Annotated in this window: 14 protein-coding genes; 11 read left to right on the top strand and 3 right to left on the bottom strand. The window is 62.9% G+C overall.

Going from position 1 to position 18,583, the window contains the following annotated elements; genetic code table 11:
• The first annotated feature begins 200 nt into the window (after window positions 1–200).
• Together HX851_RS02200 and HX851_RS02205 are read left to right on the top strand one after the other, a co-directional pair.
• Window positions 201–1,862 carry an MFS transporter gene (locus HX851_RS02200; protein ID WP_177064870.1) on the top strand — a complete coding sequence of 554 codons (1,662 nt, stop codon included), beginning with the start codon at window positions 201–203 and terminating at the stop codon, window positions 1,860–1,862.
• Complete coding sequence (locus HX851_RS02205) at window positions 1,859–3,010, top strand: HlyD family secretion protein (protein ID WP_177064815.1); 1,152 nt, start codon at window positions 1,859–1,861, stop codon at window positions 3,008–3,010. Before HX851_RS02200 ends, HX851_RS02205 begins: the two co-directional genes overlap by 4 nt.
• 74 nt (window positions 3,011–3,084) lie before the next feature.
• Here the strand turns inward: HX851_RS02205 and HX851_RS02210 are convergent, their stop codons facing one another.
• From HX851_RS02210 to HX851_RS02220, 3 genes are read right to left on the bottom strand one after another with little or no spacing between them, the layout of a single operon-like run.
• The gene (locus HX851_RS02210) at window positions 3,085–3,915 is read right to left on the bottom strand and encodes a metal-dependent hydrolase (protein ID WP_177057023.1); all 831 of its coding nucleotides are present in this window, start codon (window positions 3,913–3,915) and stop codon (window positions 3,085–3,087) included.
• A 35-nt stretch (window positions 3,916–3,950) separates the two neighbouring features.
• On the bottom strand, window positions 3,951–4,853 hold the full coding sequence (locus tag HX851_RS02215) for an SDR family NAD(P)-dependent oxidoreductase (protein WP_177057022.1): 903 nt from the start codon (window positions 4,851–4,853) through the stop codon (window positions 3,951–3,953).
• On the bottom strand, window positions 4,850–6,412 hold the full coding sequence (locus tag HX851_RS02220) for a flavin-containing monooxygenase (RefSeq protein ID WP_177057021.1): 1,563 nt from the start codon (window positions 6,410–6,412) through the stop codon (window positions 4,850–4,852). The genes HX851_RS02215 and HX851_RS02220 overlap by 4 nt, the downstream gene beginning before the upstream one ends.
• 259 nt (window positions 6,413–6,671) lie before the next feature.
• Here HX851_RS02220 and HX851_RS02225 point away from each other — a divergent pair, with 259 nt between their 5' ends.
• The 9 genes from HX851_RS02225 to HX851_RS02265 all read left to right on the top strand — a co-directional run bounded on the left by HX851_RS02225 (window position 6,672) and on the right by HX851_RS02265 (window position 18,560).
• Window positions 6,672–7,667 carry an alpha/beta fold hydrolase gene (locus tag HX851_RS02225; protein WP_177064816.1) on the top strand — a complete coding sequence of 332 codons (996 nt, stop codon included), beginning with the start codon at window positions 6,672–6,674 and terminating at the stop codon, window positions 7,665–7,667.
• 274 nt (window positions 7,668–7,941) lie between these two features.
• Window positions 7,942–9,219, top strand: a complete 1,278-nt coding sequence (locus tag HX851_RS02230; RefSeq protein WP_177064817.1) for an alkane 1-monooxygenase — start codon at window positions 7,942–7,944, stop codon at window positions 9,217–9,219.
• Window positions 9,220–9,354: 135 nt separating this feature from the next.
• Window positions 9,355–9,846, top strand: a complete 492-nt coding sequence (gene praA / locus HX851_RS02235; RefSeq protein ID WP_177064819.1) for an alkane oxidation protein activator PraA — start codon at window positions 9,355–9,357, stop codon at window positions 9,844–9,846.
• A gap of 143 nt (window positions 9,847–9,989) precedes the next feature.
• Window positions 9,990–10,514, top strand: coding sequence for an alkane oxidation protein activator PraB (gene praB / locus HX851_RS02240; RefSeq protein WP_177064821.1), 525 nt, complete (start codon window positions 9,990–9,992; stop codon window positions 10,512–10,514).
• Window positions 10,515–10,636: 122 nt separating this feature from the next.
• Window positions 10,637–12,094, top strand: a complete 1,458-nt coding sequence (locus HX851_RS02245; RefSeq protein ID WP_177064822.1) for an outer membrane protein transport protein — start codon at window positions 10,637–10,639, stop codon at window positions 12,092–12,094.
• A gap of 317 nt (window positions 12,095–12,411) precedes the next feature.
• Complete coding sequence (locus HX851_RS02250; protein WP_177064823.1) at window positions 12,412–14,973, top strand: acyl-CoA dehydrogenase; 2,562 nt, start codon at window positions 12,412–12,414, stop codon at window positions 14,971–14,973.
• Window positions 14,974–15,003: 30 nt separating this feature from the next.
• A complete protein-coding gene (locus HX851_RS02255; protein ID WP_177057014.1) occupies window positions 15,004–16,356 on the top strand; it encodes a 3-oxoacyl-ACP reductase in 1,353 nt (450 codons plus the stop codon).
• A gap of 3 nt (window positions 16,357–16,359) precedes the next feature.
• Window positions 16,360–17,265, top strand: a complete 906-nt coding sequence (locus HX851_RS02260) for a MaoC family dehydratase (protein ID WP_177057013.1) — start codon at window positions 16,360–16,362, stop codon at window positions 17,263–17,265.
• Window positions 17,262–18,560 carry an acetyl-CoA C-acetyltransferase gene (locus HX851_RS02265; RefSeq protein WP_177064824.1) on the top strand — a complete coding sequence of 433 codons (1,299 nt, stop codon included), beginning with the start codon at window positions 17,262–17,264 and terminating at the stop codon, window positions 18,558–18,560. The genes HX851_RS02260 and HX851_RS02265 overlap by 4 nt, the downstream gene beginning before the upstream one ends.
• Window positions 18,561–18,583: the final 23 nt, after the last annotated feature.

Genomic DNA, 18,583 nt, shown 5'->3' on the forward strand with positions numbered 1-18,583 from the left:
GAACTGGCATACGGCGATTAAAGCCTAAAACTGTGAAAGGTAAAGGTGTACAACAGCGTTATGTGCATGATTTTTCATCAAATCCCTGATGTAGGGGGGTGGACAGGGTCTACGTTAAACGTAGAAATGTGAAAAGCCTATGAAAGATGGATCAACAACGTGTCCTTTTTGACATATAGACAGGTTTTATTCAGGAAATGGTGAATCACTATACGCCGCACAACTGGCAGCCCCACGAGCGCCCCAGTCTGCCCGGTTCGCCCTCGACACCGCTGCATTCGACCCGCAAGCGCTGGGCCTTTGCGCTGGTCGGGCTGCTGGTGGCGCTGACCGGCGGGCTGGGCAATTCCCTGGTGATCGCCAACCTGCCTTATCTGCAGGGAGCACTGGGGTCAACCACCGCGGAAATGGCCTGGCTGCCGGCGGCCTACGTGATGACCAATGTCTCGATGAACCTGCTGCTGGTGAAGTTTCGTCAGCAGTTCGGGTTGCGGGCGTTTACCGAGGTGTTCCTGGTGCTCTATGCCCTGGTGACCTTCGGCCACCTGTTCGTCAACGACCTCAGCTCGGCGATTGCCGTGCGGGCGGCCCACGGCATGGTCGGCGCGGCGCTCAGTTCACTGGGGCTGTACTACATGATCCAGGCATTTCCGGCGAAGTGGCGGCTCAAGGCCCTGGTGCTGGGCCTGGGCACCTCGCAATTGGCCCTGCCGCTGGCGCGGCTGTTTTCCGAGGACCTGCTGCAGATCGCCGAATGGCGCGGGCTCTATCTCTTCGAACTGGGCCTGGCCCTGGCGGCGCTGGGCTGCGTATTCCTGCTCAAGTTGCCGCCAGGAGACCGCTTCAAGACCTTCGAAAAGCTGGATTTCCTCACCTTCACGGTGCTCGCCACGGGCGTGGCCCTGCTGTGCGCGGTGTTGTCCCTCGGGCGGATCGACTGGTGGCTGGAAGCTCCGTGGATCGGTTTCGCTTGCGCCGGGTCGATCGTCCTGATCCTGGCCGGGCTGGCCATCGAGCATAACCGCAGCAACCCGATGCTGATGACCCGCTGGCTCGGCAGTGGGGCGATGATCCGCCTGGGGCTGGCGGTGATCCTGATCCGCATGGTGTTGTCGGAGCAGTCCACCGGCGCGGTGGGGTTCCTGCAGGCCTTGAACATGGGCAACGAACAGATGCGCAGCCTATACTTGGTCATGTTGGTGGGGAGTATCGCCGGGCTGGCGGTCAGCGCCCTGACCATTCATCCCGACCATCTGTTCATGCCGCTGATCATTTCCCTGGCGCTGATGGCGGTCGGCTCGTCCATGGACAGCTTCTCGAACAACCTGACCCGCCCGGCCAACATGTATTTCAGCCAGTTCCTGCTGGCGTTCGGCGGGACTTTCTTCCTCGGGCCGACCATGGCCCTGGGCACCCGCAATGTCATCACCAATCCACGCAACCTGGTCAGCTTTTCGGTGCTCTTCGGGATTTGCAACAACCTCGGCGGCCTGATCGGCTCGGCGCTGCTCGGGACTTTCCAGGTGGTGCGCGAGAAAATCCATTCCAGTAGCATCGTCGAGCACCTGACCCTGCTTGACCCGCTGGTGGCCGCGCGGGTGCAGGGTTCCGCCGCCGGCTATGCCTCGACCATTTTCGATCCCTCCTTGCGCACCACCCAGGGCATGCGCGCGCTGGCGACGGCGGCGACCCGTGAAGCCAATGTCCTGGCCTATAACGATGTGTTCATGTTGATTGCCGTGATCGCCGTGCTCACCATGTTGTGGATCTTTGCCCGCAGCCTGTGGTTGATGAGTACCACGCGCCGGATCGCCCGTAACGTTCCATCTTCCACCCCCAGTAGCGGTGCCCCCTCACAATGACTGAACCTGCAACCACCACCAACGCCATTGCCGCCACTCCCGAAGGCGTCACGCCGCCGGGGGCTTCATCGACCGAGCCACGTTCGCTGCGGGTGCGGATCATCTCTTCCCTGGGATTTGCCGCGATTGCCATTGTCGGTGTGCTGATCGTGCTCTACGCCTGGCAGTTGCCGCCGTTCAGCAGCGCCATCGAAAGTACCGAGAACGCCCTGGTGCGCGGGCAGGTCACGCTGATCGGGCCGCAACTGAGCGGTTATGTGTTCGAAGTGCCGGTGCAGGATTTCCAGTTCGTCAAGGCCGGTGATCTGCTGGTGCGCCTGGATGACCGGATCTACAAGCAACACCTGGATCAGGCGCAGGCCCAGTTGGCGGTGCAGCAAGCCGCCCTGGCGAACAACCAGCAGCAACGACGCAGCGCCGAGGCGACCATCGCCCAGCGCCAGGCCGCGCTCGACAACAGCAAGGCCCAGGCGCGCAAGAGTGCCGCGGACCTGGAGCGCAACCAGGCGTTGATCGCCGATGGCTCGGTGTCCCGTCGCGAACTGGACGTGACCCGCGCCGACAATGCCCAGACCCAGGCAGCTATCGCCCAGGCCCAGGCCGCGCTGGAGATTTCCCGGCAGGACCTGCAGACCGTGATCGTCAATCGAGGCTCCCTGGAGGCCGCCGTGGCCAACGCCGAGGCGGCGATCGAGCTGGCGCGCATCGACTTGTCCAATACGCGGATTCTCGCCCCACGGGACGGGCAACTGGGGCAGATCGGCGTGCGGCTGGGCGCCTACGTGAACTCCGGTGCGCAACTGATGGCGCTGGTGCCGGATCGGCAATGGATCATCGCCAATATGAAAGAGACGCAGATGGCCGATGTGCGCGAGGGGCAGGCCGCGAGCTTTACCGTCGATTCGCTCAACCATCGGCGCTTTACCGGGCGGGTGCAGCGCATCGCGCCGGCGACCGGCTCCGAATTCAGCCTGCTGCAGGCGGACAACGCCACCGGCAACTTCGTCAAGATCGCCCAGCGGGTGCCGGTACGGATCACCATCGATCCCGGCCAGGAAGAAGCCCGGCGGCTGAGGCCAGGCATGTCGGTGGTGGTGAGCATCGATACCCGTAGCGAGTTGAAGTCGGTCGAGGCCGACACGTTTTAAGCACCGCTTGGCAGGGCACCGCTGTGCGGTGATCGCCGGCTTGCCGGCGATGGCGGCATCCGCCTCAACGCTATCTATTTGCCCGCCTGCGCCCGAATGGCGTCCATCAACCCGTCGATACGTTCCAGCTGGGCGCGGTTGTCATGGTCCCAGGGATGGAAACCAGGCTTGAAGTAGTCCAGCCACGGCAGGGCGATCCGGGGAAACACCCCTCGCCAGCCGAACAGGTACTTGACCATGCGCCACAGCCCCTGCCGCTGATGACCGGCCTTGCGGTCGGCGATCAGCAGGCGCACATGGAAATCGAACACCACCAGCCAGAACAGCAGCGTGGTCGAGAGCATGGCGCCGGTGCGCAGCAGATAGCGTTTCGGTCCTGGCTTGATCACGCTGTTCCAGACATCGAAGGCCACCGATTTGTGCTCGGTTTCCTCCAGGGCATGCCAGGTCCACATCTGCCGATAGCCCTCGACGGAATCGCCGAAGCGGCTGGGATCGCGCAACAGCAGGTCTGCCAGCATCGCCGTGTAGTGCTCCAGGGCAATGGTGATCGCCAGGTTGAAGGAGGGCGCAAAATGCTTCTTCTGGAAATCGAGGATGAAGCGCAGGCGCCGATCCAGCTTGTGCGCGGGCAGGCTGGCGGCTTGCAGCAGGTCGTTGTAGCGCACATGTTCGCGGCTGTGCATGGCTTCCTGGCCAATGAAACCCTGGATCGCCTGGCGCAGCTCGGGGTCGTGCACCTGGTCGCGGTAATGGCGCACGCTGTCCATGAAGAACAGCTCGCCGGAGGGAAACAGCAAGGACAACGCATTGAAGAAATGAGTGACCCAGGGGCCCTCGGCATGCCAGTTCTTGATACGGTCGGCAGGCAGTTCGGGATGGATGTCGCGGCGGATCGGCAGCATGGCTGGTACTCCTGATATAGAAGGGGCGAGGGCGTTCAGATCCCGCCCGAGTCCTTGGCGTCATAGGCCGTGGTCTTGTTCTTGTGCCTGCCCAGAGGCGACAGGCGCCGGCTGATAAACACCACGAGGGCCTGGTAGGCGGCGGGCAGCAGGCGTACCAACAGGTCCAGTGCGTGGGCGTCACGCCCGACCAGTACGCGCCGGCGGTTCTTGCGCACGCCTTGCAGGATCACCCGGGCAGCCTGTTCGGCGCTGGTGATGAACAGTTTCTCGAAATCGGCCCGGGCCTGTTGTTCGTTCTCGATCAGCAGCCCCTTGACGTTGTCGCTGATGCGCGTGGAGCGGGCGATATCGGTGCGGATTCCGCCCGGATGGACACTGGTGGCCGAGACGCCGTAATCCATCAGGTCGAGTTCCTGGCGCAACGCCTCGGTAAAGCCGCGAACCGCGAATTTACTGGCGTTGTAACCGCTCATGCCCGGCTGGGCGAACAGTCCGAACACGCTCGATGTATTGATGACATGCCCGTCGCCGGACTGCTTGAGGTAGGGCAGGAAGGCCTGGGTGCCGTGGACCACGCCCCAGAAATTGATGCCGATGATCCATTCGAGATCTTCCAGGCTCATCCCTTCGATGGTGCTCGACAGCGCTACGCCAGCATTGTTGAAGATCAGGTTGATGCTGCCGTGTTCGGCAGCGGTCGCGGCGGCCCAGTCGAACATGGCCACGCGATCGGCCACATCCAGCACCTGCGAGGTGATGCGCAGCGGCAATAGCGCGGCGGCGCGGGCGAGGGCCTGGGTCTGCTCCAGTCCCTGGGCGTTCTTGTCCGCCAGCGCCAGGTGACAGCCCTCGCGGGCCAGGGCAATGGCCAGGGCGCGGCCCATGCCGGAACCGGCGCCGGTGATGGCGGCGACCTTGGCGTCGAATGTCTTCATGAGTGACTGCCTCGTGCGGGTTCGATGGCGGTTGCGGTCGAGGTGGCCGCGGCGGCGGGCGTGTGGAGTGCTCCCGAGGTGAGGTAGTCCCTGAGTTCGAAACTCCGGGTGACTTGCCGGAAGCGCCAGGTGGAGCCCGGCCAGAGCGTGGTGTTCTTGCCGGTACGCGGGTCCAGGTACCAGCTGCGGCAACCGCCGGTGGACCAGATCGCCCGTTTGAGTTGCTGCTGGAGGTGGTCGTTGTACCGGCTTTCGACCAGCGGCCTGACCTCCAGCGCGTCGATCTGTCGATCGCGCATCTGTTTCAGGGCCTGGAGGATGTAGTCGACCTGGGCTTCGATCATCAGGATCATCGAGTTGTGGCCCAGGCCGGTGTTCGGGCCGATGATCATGAAGAAGTTCGGGTAGCCGGGCAGGCAGGTCCCCAGGTACGCATGGGCGCCATCGGCCCAGGTATCCAGGATATCGACGCCCTGGCGACCGATCAGCAGGCCACGGGGCAGGGGCTCGGTGGCCTGGAAGCCGGTGCCGTAGATCAGGCAGTCCACGGGATGGCGCACGCCGTCGGCGGTCACCACGGCATCGGCTTCGACTCGCAGCACCTCCTGGCTCACCACTTTCACATGGCTGCGGGTCAGGGACGGGTAGTAGTCATTGGAGATCAGGATGCGTTTGCAGCCGATGGTGTAGTCGGGCGTCAGGGTGGTGCGCAGGGTCGGTGTCGCGACCTGCTTGTGCAGATGGCGCAGGGCGATTTTCTGCACCACCTTCATCAGCTTCGGTTGATGGGCGAAGGCGATGACCCGGCTTTCGAGCAGCCAGTAGATGGCCGAGCGGGCCAGCCGCTGGGTGAAGGGCAGGTGCTTGAACAGCCAGCGCTCGACGCTCGACAGCGCGCGATCGGGCTTGGGCAGTATCCACGGCGGCGTGCGCTGGAACAGCGTGAGGTGCGCCACTCGCGGGGCGATCTGCGGCACGAACTGGATAGCGCTGGCGCCGGTACCGATCACCGCGACACGCTTGCCTTCCAGGGGATACTGATGATCCCAGTGCTGGGAGTGAAAGCTTTTGCCGGTGAACTGCTCCAGTCCCGGGATGTCCGGAAGTGCCGGACGCGACAAGCCGCCCATGCCGGAGACCAGCACCCGGGCGCTGACTTCGCGGCCGTCGCAGAAGCGCAGGTGCCAGCGCTGCCGCGCCTCGTCGAACACGGCTTTGTCCAGCCCCATGTTATAGCGCAGGTGCGGTTCGAGCCCGAAATCCCGGGCGCAGCGCTCCAGATAGGCACGTATCTCCGCCTGGGGGGCGAATTGCCGACTCCAGTCCGGATTGGGCGCGAAGGAAAAGGAGTAGACGTGGGACTGCACGTCGCAGGCGCAGCCGGGGTAATGATTGTCGCGCCAGGTGCCGCCGAGCGAACCGGCCCGCTCGGCGATAAAGAAGTCGGCCATTCCAGCCTGCTTGAGCTTGATAGCCATGCAGAGCCCGGCAAAACCGGAGCCGATGATGGCGATATCCACGGATTCGCAGCCTGCGGGGGGTGACGAGTACGCATTCATGGTGTGTACCTCGATTGTGGCGACGCCTGGCATTCAGTTTCGTCGCTGGATGAAATCTCAGCATTGCATAATTAAATTAATTGTTTTAAAAATTAATTTAAATAATCTACCTGAAAATATCGCCTACGCTAGTGGTCTGTACGGATTGGCTGACCCATCGGACCGATGGGAGGCGTTATCCGGCGTCGGGAGATATCGCCACGACAGGAGCCAATTCCGGCTGCCATGCCGGGCCGCAGGGATGCAGAGGGCTGACGTGATGGGATGGGCCGTAGCGCTTGTTGCTTTTTTACTGGTCAGTGCGGGGCTCTGGGCCATCAGTGCCCGGATCAATCGCCGGATCGAGAGTGCGGTGCCGGCCAACGGCCGCTTCCTCGAAGTCGGCGGCGAACTCATTCATTACGTGGATGAGGGCAGGGGACCGGTGCTGGTACTGATCCACGGTTTGTCCGGATGCGCACGCAACCTTACCCATTCACTGTCACCGCGATTGCGCGAGCAGTTCCGGGTGATCACCCTGGATCGCCCCGGTTCCGGTTATTCGACCCGTTCGAAGGGCGCGGGGGTGGGCATCGCGGCGCAGGCCGGCCTGATCGCCGAGCTGATTCGCACCCTGCACCTGGAACGGCCATTGATCGTCGGGCATTCCCTGGGCGGTGCGCTGGCCCTGTCGCTGGCCCTCGATCATCCGCAGCGGGTGTCCGGACTGGTCCTGGTGGCCCCCCTGACCCATCCGCAGCGCATGCTGCCCCTGGTGTTCCTGTCCCTGGGCGTCAGGCCCGACTTCATCAGGCGCTGGGTCGCCCTGACCCTGGCCGCACCAATGGCCATGCTCGGGCGTGGCAGTCTGTTGAAGGCGGTATTTGCCCCTGATCCGCCCCCGGCGGACTTTGCCGAGCGCGGTGGCGGGCTGCTCGGCATGCGTTCCGGCAACTTCTATTGCGCCTCCAGTGAAATCGCCACGGTCAATGACGACTTGCTGAACATGCTCAAGCGTTATGCGCAACTGAGGCTGCCGGTGGGCCTGATCTACGGCTCACGGGATGAGGTGCTGGACTATCGCCGCCACGGCGAGTCGATGGCGGCCCTGGTGCCGGGCATTCAACTGGAAATCCTCGAGGGGCGAGGGCACATGCTGCCGATCACAGCGGTCGAACCGGTGGTTGCCATGGTCCGCAATGTCGCCGCCCGGGTCATCGCGCAACAAGGTAACAACATCCCGCAGCCCGCAACCCCGGCGGCAACGCCTTCCTGAACGCGGTTCTCCCACTGCGCCGAACGGCTTCACGAACGACATTCAAAATGGATCCAAAAAAATAGTTGACGAGCTATCGAATTCGGGCTATTTATTTAAAAAAATGTTTTGAATGTTTTTTTTAAAAATGCAATTGAGCGATTAGAATAATGAAAATAACGCCTTTTGAAGCATTTTGTCTTTTTGATCCTGCCCGCTGCCCGGGGCAGCGTTCGACTTCCGTAATGGCTTTGTTCTTCGCGATCCTGCCGGTACCGACCCAGCGGAGGCTGCCATGAACTCCACGCTGGCGGCACCGGGTATCTGGACCGACGGCAAGCGCCACCTCTGGTGGCTGGGCACCTTGCCCATGGCCACGCCGCTGCTGTCCGGGATCTTCGCCATCATCACCGGCGTGCAGTCCCTGTGGTGGAGCGGGGTGCTGGTGATCTTCGGCCTGATCCCGATGATCGACGGCCTGCTTGGCGAAGATCGCAGCAATCCACCGGAAACCATCGTTCCGGATCTTGAAAAACAGACCTACTACCGCTGGATCATCTACGCCTGCGTCGCCCTGATGTGCCTGTCGGTGATCAGCACGGCCTGGATGGCGGTCAGCGGCATCGACTGGATCATCGGCGGCGGCCTGCTGCGACTGAGCCAGGCCTTGCACCTGCAAGGCGGTCTCGCCGGCCTGGCGGGCTTTATCACCGAACGGACCCTGGCGCATGACAGTGTCGTCGGGTTCACCTACTTGGGCATGGCCATGTCCACGGGGGCGGCGACCGGTATCGCGATCAATATCGCCCACGAACTGGGACACAAGACCAGGCCCCTGGAGCAGCTCCTGGCGAAGCTGGCCCTGGCGCCGACCTTCTACGGGCACTTCTTCGTCGAGCACAACCGCGGCCACCATGTACGGGTGGCGACGCCGGAGGATCCTGCCAGCTCGCGTCTGGGCGAGAGCTTCTGGAGCTTCCTGCCGCGCTCGGTCTGGTTCAGCCTGCGCTCGGCCTGGCATCTGGAGCGCGAGCGCCTGCACAAGCAGGGCCTGGCGACCCTGCACTGGAAAAACACCGTGCTGACGGCCTGGTTGTTCAGTGTGGTGCTGTGGAGCGGCTTGATTCTCTGGTTGGGCGTGGCGGTGATTCCGTTTCTGGTGATCCAGGGTATCTACGGCTTCTCGCTACTTGAAGTGGTGAACTATGTAGAACATTACGGTCTGTTGCGTCAGAAGTTGCCCAACGGGCGTTATGAACGCTGTTCGCCACGGCACTCCTGGAACAGCAATCGTATTGTCACCAATATCTTTCTGTTCCAGTTGCAACGGCACTCCGATCACCATGCTTATCCGACCCGCAGTTATCAGGCGCTACGCCATTTCGACGAATCACCGCAGCTGCCCTACGGCTACGCCAGCATGATTGTCTGGGCCTACGTACCCTTCCTGTGGCGGCGCCTGATGGATCATCGGGTGCTGGCCCACTACGCGGGAGATGTCCGGCTGGCCAACCTGCAGCCGTCGAAACGCAAGCAATTACTTCAGCAGTACGGTACTCGTCACACCGATTGAATGGATCAGTTGCAAACATGCCCACGATTTCAAGTGTGCATGACGGGAGCTGGCGCGCCGAATTTCGGCAGTGCCTTCTCCCGAAACAATGAAGTTGACCCATAAAAACAATAAGTAACGAGAAGGACGTCAACCATGCAGAAAGTTCTGTTAACCGTTCGGATAGTTGCCGCGCTGCTGGGTTTGTCCCAGGTGGCACCGGCGTTCGCCGCGGCGCGTATCGAACCGGTCAATAGCGAGTTCACCGCCAAGGGCCCCATCAGTTTTGCCAAGAGCATCATCAATGCCGATTGCACCATCGAGGTCAGTGGCCGGATCAGCGCCGACGGCAGCTATGTCAGTGTCGAGAAGGTGGGATTCGACGGCGGCCTGAAGTGCGGTCAGGTCGAGGCCACTCATCTGCCCTGGAAGCTGATCGCCAAGGATGAAACCAGCGGGGCGATGTCGGGCATCCAGGTCACGGTACACGCGCCCCTGGTGGGCGGTGATTGCGGGCCGACCACGGCCGAAGGCACCTGGAGCAACAGCACCGGAAAACTCCAGGCGGCCAATGTCGCGCTGGACGGTGGCTGCACCATCAAGACGGTTTCGATCCAGATGCCGCCGACCTTCCGGGTAGTGCCCTGAGTCGCGGCTGTTCAAGCAGGACAAGGAATCATGAAAGTTTGGCTGGAAAGGGAAGCTCGGTCGCAGTTGAGGTACTCCGTGTCGTCTCAAAAGGCCATTAACCCCGGCGAAATGAATCGCCATACATGTGAGGAAAAACAACAATGAAAGGCATCAAAACTCTCGTGTCTGTAACTGCCATCGCTGTTTGCTTGGGCGCTGCATCCATGGCAACTGCTTCAACTATCAATCCGGATGGCCCGTTCTCTACCACGGCGGGGTCCATCACCGTTCGGTCGCCATCGTCCTTTGGTGGTGCGATTACCTGCGGCATCACCTTCACCGGCACGGTCACCGGCGGCGTCGCCAGTATTACCGGAGCAAGCCTGACCGGTGGTGGCCTGTGCGGCGTGCCGGTTCTGACCGGTCTGCCTTGGACCCTGACCGCCACCAGCGGTACGACTGCGTCGGTGACCAATGTGGGTTACAACATCGCCAAAACCTTCCTGTATCCAGCGACTCAGTGTGGCCCAAGCTCTCTCAGCCTGAACTGGAATGCTACGAGTCACGTGTTGTCACTGGCCACTGCCGGCCAGACGCTCACTGGCCACACCACTGGTACCGGCGATCAGAACTGCTATGTCGACGCTCTGAGTGTCACTGCCAGCAGCATCACCGTTACACCTTGATAGCAGTCTCTCCGTAAAGGGTTGATCACCCCGTAGCAATACAAGCGCCTCGAAAGAGGCGCCTGTTGCAACAAGGCGGATCGGCAGTGCCGATAGCAGCAGATAATAATAAGGAGTGGGGCATGAATAATAAGAAACAACAGGTGCAGGCCTTCATCGGGCTCGCATTGCTGGGCGGCCTGATGGTGACGGGACCGGTTCAGGCTGGCGGCTTCTCGACTCCGACATTCGGCGCACCCGGTTGGGGGCGCGCATTTGGCGGTGGCTCGTTGTTCAAGAACGACCCGAGTTCGGCTTACAACAACCCGGCAGCCATGGCCTTTGTTGACCATTCTGTTGCACAAATGACCGTGGACTACGCACGGATCAAGATCAAATACAGCGGCAAGGCCTACGACTATCAGGGTAATGAAGTTACCCATACGCCGGTTGCCGCTGACGGCAGTTTTGACCCCGGTGTGCGCAACCTCGTGACCGACGATGGCGGGCAGGGTGGTTTTACCGCCTGGGTGCCCACGGGCTTCATGGTCATTCCAATTGGCGATCGGTTCGCCTTTGGTTTGAGCCAGGTTGTTCCCCAGGGGATGCGTACTACCTGGAATGAAGACTCGAAACTGCGTGACTTCGCCGTGGATACCAAGATTGAAACCGTTGGCTTGACCGGCTCCCTGTCGTTCAAGGTCAGGGATGACTTCTCCATCGGTGGCGGCGTTATCGTGCAGCGCAGCCAGGGTTTTGTGAGCCAGAATATCGACTTGCTGGCCGCAGCGTCCGTGTCGGGCTCGCCGACGTTCGCGGGTGCCAACCTGCCATCGGGCATCGGTGAAGCATTGATGCGGGTAAAGGTCGATAACGTGTCGGCGGGCTGGTTTACGGGGATTGTCTGGAAACCCACGGACCGTGACTCCCTTGGCCTGAATTATCACGCCAAGATCAAAAACAAGATGACGGGTGACTACAACATCCGATCCGATGCGTTTTCCTATCTGGCAATGACTCAGCCAAGCCCCTTTGGTGGCAACGTCACCTTGCCTGAGCAGGCTTATCCGGGTCTCAAGCTGTTCCCGGATGGAGCGAAAGCCAGCACCCAACTGGATATTCCGGCAACAGCCGCATTCGATTGGGTCCATCAGTTCAATGATCGGTTCACCCTGGGCGCCAGTGCCATGTGGACCCAGTGGTCTTCGTTCAAGGATCTGACGCTGAAATCCAACGGCAATGTCATTGTTTCCATTCCCTACAACTATCGTGATGCCTGGATGTTCTCGCTGGGCGGCGACTACAAGTTGACCGATCAGTGGACGCTGCGTTCGGGGGTTGCCTATGACCAGACGCCGACCCGCAACACCACCCGCGATCCGAGGATTCCAGATGGTGATCGCTACTTTCTGGCATTGGGTGCCGGCTACGACGTAAAAGCCATTCCTGGCTTGAGCGTTGATGCCGCGTACTCTCATCAGTTCGTGGAAAAGGTCAATGTCAAGACGCAGAACCAGCCTCGTCTTGGCGGTGGACGCCTGGATGGAGAGGCGGAAGCCTCCGGTGATGTGGTCAGCGTGTCGGCAACCTACAAGTTCTGATCCGCGTCTTCAACGCAACGACAAGGTGCTGTGTACGACGACGATGTGGAGAGGGCCGGGGGCTGAAGTCCGTCCGGAGCCGCCTTTCTCGACATTGTCGTCGTAGTACCCGCGACTCCCGATTTCCTGCCTTCCAAGAACCGACCGGGTCGGTTTTTTCGTTTTGTGTTTTTGATAAATATTAATTTAAAAAATAATTTTAAAACGTCTCTATTCTTTGTAAGGTAAAACCTGCGAGCCGCTTCGGGCGGCTGATCAAGGATGTCGGGCATAAGCGGCATCGGCGGTTTGTCTCGTATTACACAAGGGGTGTGCGCATGATTTCCTGGTTATTGATTGCAGTTGCGGGGGCATTGGTCCTTGCGTATCGACAGTCTCCGGCGAGCTTGTGGCTCGGAGCCGGGCTGGTGTGGCTGGCGGGCGGTTATCTGTTCAATGCGGTCGGACCGCTGGGCGCGGCGGTGGCGGCAATCGTGGTGGTGCTGCCGGCGCTGATCCTGGCTATCAAGCCTGTGCGTCGCAGCTTGCTGACCCGCAAGGCCCTGGCGCTGTTTCGCCAGATCATGCCGGCGATGTCCGACACCGAGCGCGCGGCCATCGAGTCGGGCACCGTCTGGTGGGACGCCGAACTGTTCAGCGGCAAGCCGCGCTGGGAGCGTCTGTTGCAGGCCGCGCCGGCTGGTTTGAGCCAGGAGGAACAGGCGTTTCTCGACAACGAAGTGGAAACCCTCTGCGATATGGCCAACGACTGGGAAACCACCCAGGTCTGGCAGGACCTGTCGCCCCAGGCCTGGCAATACACCCGGGAGGCCGGTTTCCTCGGCATGATCATTCCCCGGCAATACGGCGGCAAGGGGTTCTCCCACTATGCCCATTCCCAGGTGGTGATGAAGCTGTCGACCCGCTGCTCGGCCGCGGCGATTTCGGTGATGGTGCCCAACTCCCTGGGGCCGGCCGAACTCTTGCTGCACTACGGCACCGAGGCCCAGCGCGAGCACTACCTGCCACGTCTGGCGCGGGGCGAGGACATTCCCTGTTTCGCCCTGACCAGCCCTTATGCCGGTTCCGACGCCGGGGCCATCCCCGATGTCGGCGTGGTTTGCAAAGGGTTGTTCGAGGGCGAGCAAGTGCTGGGCTTCAGTGTCACCTGGGACAAGCGCTATATCACCCTGGGCCCTGTCGCCACCGTGCTCGGCCTGGCGTTCCGCGCCGAAGACCCCGAGGGCCTGCTCGGCCGCAAGGGCAGCCTGGGCATCACCTGTGCCTTGATTCCCACCCGCCATGAAGGCGTGCAGACCGGCCGCCGGCATTGGCCGCTCAACGCGGTGTTCCAGAACGGCCCGACCCAGGGCAAGGATGTGTTCATCCCCCTGGACTGGGTGATCGGCGGGCGCGACCAGGTCGGCAACGGCTGGCGCATGCTGATGGAGTGCCTGGCGGCCGGGCGGGCGATCTCGTTGCCGTCGGCCAACGTCGGCCTGGCCAAGGTCGCCGTGCGCGGCACCACGGCCTATGCCGCGATGCGCAAGCAGTTCGGCCTGCCCATCGGCAAGTTCGAAGGCGTGCAGGCACCCCTGGCCCGCATGGCCGGTCACCTGTATGCCTGTGATGCGGTGCGCAAGGTGTCGGTGGCTTCCCTGGACGCCGGGGAAAAGCCCTCGGTGATCTCGGCCATCGCCAAATACCATGTCACCGAGCAGGCCCGGGCCGTGGTCAACGACGGCATGGATATCGTCGCCGGCAAGGGCATCTGCATGGGCCCGAACAATTTCCTCGCACGGGCCTATCAGCAAAGTCCGATCGCGATCACCGTGGAAGGGGCGAACATCATGACCCGCTGCCTGATCATCTTCGGTCAGGGGCTGATCCGCTGCCATCCTTATGTCTTGCGCGAAATGGAAGCCGCACGCGAGCCGGGACGCGCCGGGCTGGAAGCGTTCGACAGCGCAATGTTCGGGCATATCGGCTTTGTCGTGGCCAATACCGTGCGTGCGGCGGCACATGGCTTGAGCGGCGGGCGCCTGCTCAATGCTCCGGCCGGCACCGACAAGGCCCTGGCGCCTTACTACCGGCAGGTCGACCGGCTGTCGGTGGTGCTGGCCCTGGCTTCGGATATTTCCATGGGCGTGCTCGGCGGTGCCTTGAAACGCAAGGAAAGCATCACCGGCCGACTCGGCGATATTCTCTCGCAGCTGTATATCCTGTCCTGCGTGCTCAAGCGTTTCGAGGATGACGGGCGTCCCCAGGCCGATCTGCCGCTGGTGCACTGGGCGGCCCAGGATGCCTTGCTGCGAGCCCATGAAGCCCTTGCCGAAGTCCTCGACAACTATCCGTCGAAAGCCGCTGCCCGAGTTATCCGGGGGCTGAGCTTTCCCTTCGGCATCCCGCTGCGCAAACCGTCCGACCGCCTGCTCGGGGAAGTGGCCGACCTGGTGCAACTACCCGGGGCAACCCGCGACCGGCTGCTGGCCGACTCCTATATCCCGCATCCGGATATCGACAAGCTGGCCTATGGCGAACTGGCGTTCCGCCTGCTGCCACAAGTGGAACTGATCGAGGCGCGGCTCAAGCCGGCGATCCGCCAGGGCGTGATCGCGCCGCTGCCGATTTCCCGCGAAGCCTTTGTGATCTGGCGGGCCAAGGCCCTGGAACTGCAACTGATCAGTACGGACGAGGACCAGTTGCTCGGGCGGTATGTCGAGTACGGCGACCACGCGATCCAGGTCGACGACTTTCCGCAGGATTTCGGTCTGCTGGAAGCCTTGCAGCGACGCCAGGCGCACCTCGACCAGACGCACCCCGAACAGACAGCCAAGCCCATGGCCAGACGGCGCTCGACCCTCAGCGAGGGCACCGTCGCCGACGACAGTGCGTACTGATCTTTCTCTGGCCTTTAGCGGAATCCTTTCATGTCTGACGGTTACCTTGCTTTTGTCAATTCACCCTGGGGCCGGCGGCTGGCCCAGTCGGTCGGCCTGCCGCAACCGCTGCCGTTGCAGCGTTATCGCCAGGGACAGGCGGGCAACAGCCTCAACCCGGTGGTGCTGGCCGCCGCGCCCCAGGGGCGCCTGCTCGGCGAGCTGCAGCGGATCTTCGCCGCCACCGAGACCGTGCCGGCCACGGCGGCAAGCATCGATGCCCCGTCCACGGTCAAGGTCCGGGGCCTGGTATTCGATGCCAGCGGCCTTGCCGATATCGCGCAACTGGACGAGTTGTACCGGTTCTTCCATGCCAACGTACGGCGCCTGAACCACCACGGGCGGGTGCTGGTGCTGGGAACCGCGCCGGAACACTGCAAGGAGCTGGCCCAGGCCGTGGCGCAACGGGCCCTGGAAGGCTTCGTGAGGTCCCTCGGCAAGGAGCTGCGGCGGGCGATCACTGCCCAGTTGTTGTACGTGGAGCCGGGCGCCGAAACGGAAATGGACAGCAGCCTGCGATTCTTCCTGTCACGGCGCTCCGCTTATGTCTGCGGGCAGGTGGTGCGGATTGTCGAGCCGGTGGATGTGCCCAGGGCCATCGACTGGGATCGGCCGCTGACGGGGCGCCGGGCGCTGGTCACCGGCGCCTGCCGTGGCATCGGCCTGGCCATCGCCCAGGTACTGGCCGCCGACGGAGCCGAGGTGATCTGCCTGGATATCCCCGCGGTGGAGGCCGAGTTGCAGCAAGTCGCCGGTTCGCTCCAGGGCAGTGCACTGCCGCTGGATATCACCGCACCCCAGGCCGCCGAGCGCTTGCTGGCCTTTGTCGGCGAGCAAGGTGCGTTCGATATCGTCGTGCATAACGCCGGCATCACCCAGGACAAGACCCTGGCGAAGATGACCGAGGCCGCCTGGCGCAAGGTCATGGCGGTCAACCTGGAGGCGCCGTTGCGGCTGAGCACGGCGTTGCTCGAAGGGCAGGGGCTCAATCCCGGCGGGCGGATCGTCTGCGTCTCGTCGATTTCCGGGATCGCCGGGAACCTGGGACAAAGCAACTATGCGACGTCCAAGGCCGGGGTCATCGGCCTGGTGCAGAGCCTGGCGCCGTTGGCGGCGCGCCAGCAGGTGACGGTCAACGGCGTGGCACCGGGGTTTATCGAAACCCAGATGACCGCGAAGATCCCGTTGTTGATTCGCGAGGCGGGTCGGCGCATGAATTCGCTGGCCCAGGGCGGGCAGGCCGAGGACGTGGCACAGACCATCGCCTGGCTGGCGCATCCGGCATCCGGCGGGATCAACGCCCAGGTGGTCCGTGTCTGCGGACAAAGCCTGCTGGGAGCCTGAGCGATGAACACCGATTCGACTATTCGCATCATCGATCCGCTGCCGTCCACTGCCCGCTTGCTGTGGAGCGCTCTGCGCAGCTTGCGCAAGCCCAGGGCCGAGGCGCTGCCACACCTGCCGGCAGAGCGGCTGGTGCGCCCGGTGGTGGAACTGCGGACGACGGACATCGAGCGCTATGCCCGGGCCTGCGGCTTTCGCCGTGAGCACGGGGTGCCGCTGTCGTTCGTGCATACTCTGGCGTTCCCCTTGCACTTGTTGCTGCTGACCAGTCCGACCTTTCCCTGGCCGGCCAGCGGCATGGTGCACCTGGCCAACCGGATCCGTCAGTACCGGCGGCTGGAGGCGGGCCAGGCCTTGCGTCTGCAGGTGCACTGTGAGCGTTGGATGGCGCATCCCAGGGGCCAGGCGCTGTCGATCGTGACCCAGGCCCATGGCGGCGGCCTGGTCTGGGAGAGCGAGAGCCTGTATTTGCGCCGTGGCGTTGCCGCGCCGCTCGGCGAGCCCTGGCAGGGCGCGCTGGAACTGCCCGGGACGACACTGCTGCGGACCCAGCGCTGGTCCCTGCCGGCCGACCTGGGGCGGCGGTTCGCGCGGGTCTCGGGGGATCACAACCCGATCCATACGTCCTGGCCGGGGGCGCGCCTGTTCGGTTTCAAACGACCGATTGCCCATGGCATGTGGACCCTGGGCCGGGCCCTGGCGGCACAGCAGCCACCCTACGCACTGGCGGCGGCGGAGCTCGATTGCGAGTTCAAGCTGCCGATTTTCCTGCCCGGCAGTGCGACCCTGTGGCAGGCGCCAGCCGCGGGTGCCCGCCACACATTCGAAGTGCGCACGGCGGCGGGGGACAAGCCGCATATGCGCGGCGTGCTGATCCACGGCGCTCGAACCGAAGGAACCTGTTCATGAGTGAGTACAGCTTCAATCCGGCCCCGGTACGCCGGGTGGCCATTCTCGGCGGAAACCGCATTCCCTTCGCCCGCTCCAATACGGTCTACGCCCATGACAGCAACCAGGACCTGCTGGTGGCCGCCCTGCAGGGCCTGGTGGACCGCTATGGCCTGCATGACCAGCGCCTGGGGGAGTTCGCCGCCGGTGCGGTGATCAAGCATTCACGCGACTTCAACCTGGCCCGCGAGACCTTGCTGTCCACCACCTTGTCGCCGCAGACGCCTGCCTATGACATCCAGCAGGCCTGTGGCACCGGCCTCGAAGCGGCACTGCTGGTGGCCAACAAGATTGCCCTGGGGCAGATCGAAGTGGGGATCGCCGGGGGCGCCGACACCACCTCGGACGCGCCCATCGGGATCAACGAATCGCTACGTCGGATCCTCCTCGAGGCCAATCGCCACAAGGGCGTCGCGGGCAAGCTGCGCAGCCTGCTCGGCGTGCGTCCTTCCATGTTGTTCAAGCCGCTGCTGCCACGCAATGGCGAACCGCGCACGGGCTTGTCCATGGGCGAGCACTGCGAGGAAATGGCCAAGCGCTGGCAGATCAGGCGTCTGGCCCAGGATGAACTGGCCCTCAACAGTCACCAGTTGTTGCATGCGGCCTACCAGCGCGGTTTTTTCGACGACCTCATCACTCCCTATCGCGGACTCCGGCGCGACAACAACCTGCGGGCCGATGCCAGCCTGGAAAAACTGGCGGGGCTGGGGCCGGCGTATGACCGGCGCAATGGCACCCTGACCGCCGGCAACTCGACGCCATTGACCGATGGCGCCTCGGTGGTGCTGCTGGCCAGCGAGGAATGGGCGGCGGCGCACAATCTGCCGGTGCTGGCCTATCTGCGCACCGGTGAAACGGCGGCGGTGAATTTTGTCGATGGCAGCGAAGGACTGCTGATGGCGCCGGCCTACGCCGTGCCCAGGATGCTGGCTCGCGAAGGTCTGGGCCTGCAGGACTTCGATTTCTATGAAATCCACGAGGCCTTTGCCGCGCAGGTGCTGTGCACGCTCAAGGCCTGGGAAGACCCGGACTATTGCCGCGAGCGCCTCGGGTTGGACGCGCCGCTGGGGGCCATCGAGCGCAACAGGCTCAATGTCAATGGCGGCTCGCTGGGTTGCGGGCATCCATTCGCCGCCACTGGCGCACGGCTGCTGGCCAGCCTGGCCAAGGCCATCGCCGAAAAGGGCGGGGGCCGCGGGCTGATTTCCGTGTGTGCCGCCGGCGGGTTGGGCGTGACCGCCATTGTCGAAAAATAAAACAACAACAAGGAGAGACTGCC

It is taken from the genome of Pseudomonas gingeri, from assembly GCF_013385635.1.
Lineage (GTDB): Bacteria > Pseudomonadota > Gammaproteobacteria > Pseudomonadales > Pseudomonadaceae > Aquipseudomonas > Aquipseudomonas gingeri_A.

Excerpts from the sequence above, each read along its gene's own strand:
- HX851_RS02205 (WP_177064815.1), top strand. The coding sequence starts at position 1,859 with ATGACTGAACCTGCAACCACCACCAACGCCATTGCCGCCACTCCCGAA.
- HX851_RS02210 (WP_177057023.1), bottom strand. The coding sequence starts at position 3,915 with ATGCTGCCGATCCGCCGCGACATCCATCCCGAACTGCCTGCCGACCGT.
- HX851_RS02215 (WP_177057022.1), bottom strand. The coding sequence starts at position 4,853 with ATGAAGACATTCGACGCCAAGGTCGCCGCCATCACCGGCGCCGGTTCC.
- HX851_RS02220 (WP_177057021.1), bottom strand. The coding sequence starts at position 6,412 with ATGAATGCGTACTCGTCACCCCCCGCAGGCTGCGAATCCGTGGATATC.
- HX851_RS02225 (WP_177064816.1), top strand. The coding sequence starts at position 6,672 with ATGGGATGGGCCGTAGCGCTTGTTGCTTTTTTACTGGTCAGTGCGGGG.
- HX851_RS02230 (WP_177064817.1), top strand. The coding sequence starts at position 7,942 with ATGAACTCCACGCTGGCGGCACCGGGTATCTGGACCGACGGCAAGCGC.
- praA (WP_177064819.1), top strand. The coding sequence starts at position 9,355 with ATGCAGAAAGTTCTGTTAACCGTTCGGATAGTTGCCGCGCTGCTGGGT.
- praB (WP_177064821.1), top strand. The coding sequence starts at position 9,990 with ATGAAAGGCATCAAAACTCTCGTGTCTGTAACTGCCATCGCTGTTTGC.
- HX851_RS02245 (WP_177064822.1), top strand. The coding sequence starts at position 10,637 with ATGAATAATAAGAAACAACAGGTGCAGGCCTTCATCGGGCTCGCATTG.
- HX851_RS02250 (WP_177064823.1), top strand. The coding sequence starts at position 12,412 with ATGATTTCCTGGTTATTGATTGCAGTTGCGGGGGCATTGGTCCTTGCG.
- HX851_RS02255 (WP_177057014.1), top strand. The coding sequence starts at position 15,004 with ATGTCTGACGGTTACCTTGCTTTTGTCAATTCACCCTGGGGCCGGCGG.
- HX851_RS02260 (WP_177057013.1), top strand. The coding sequence starts at position 16,360 with ATGAACACCGATTCGACTATTCGCATCATCGATCCGCTGCCGTCCACT.
- HX851_RS02265 (WP_177064824.1), top strand. The coding sequence starts at position 17,262 with ATGAGTGAGTACAGCTTCAATCCGGCCCCGGTACGCCGGGTGGCCATT.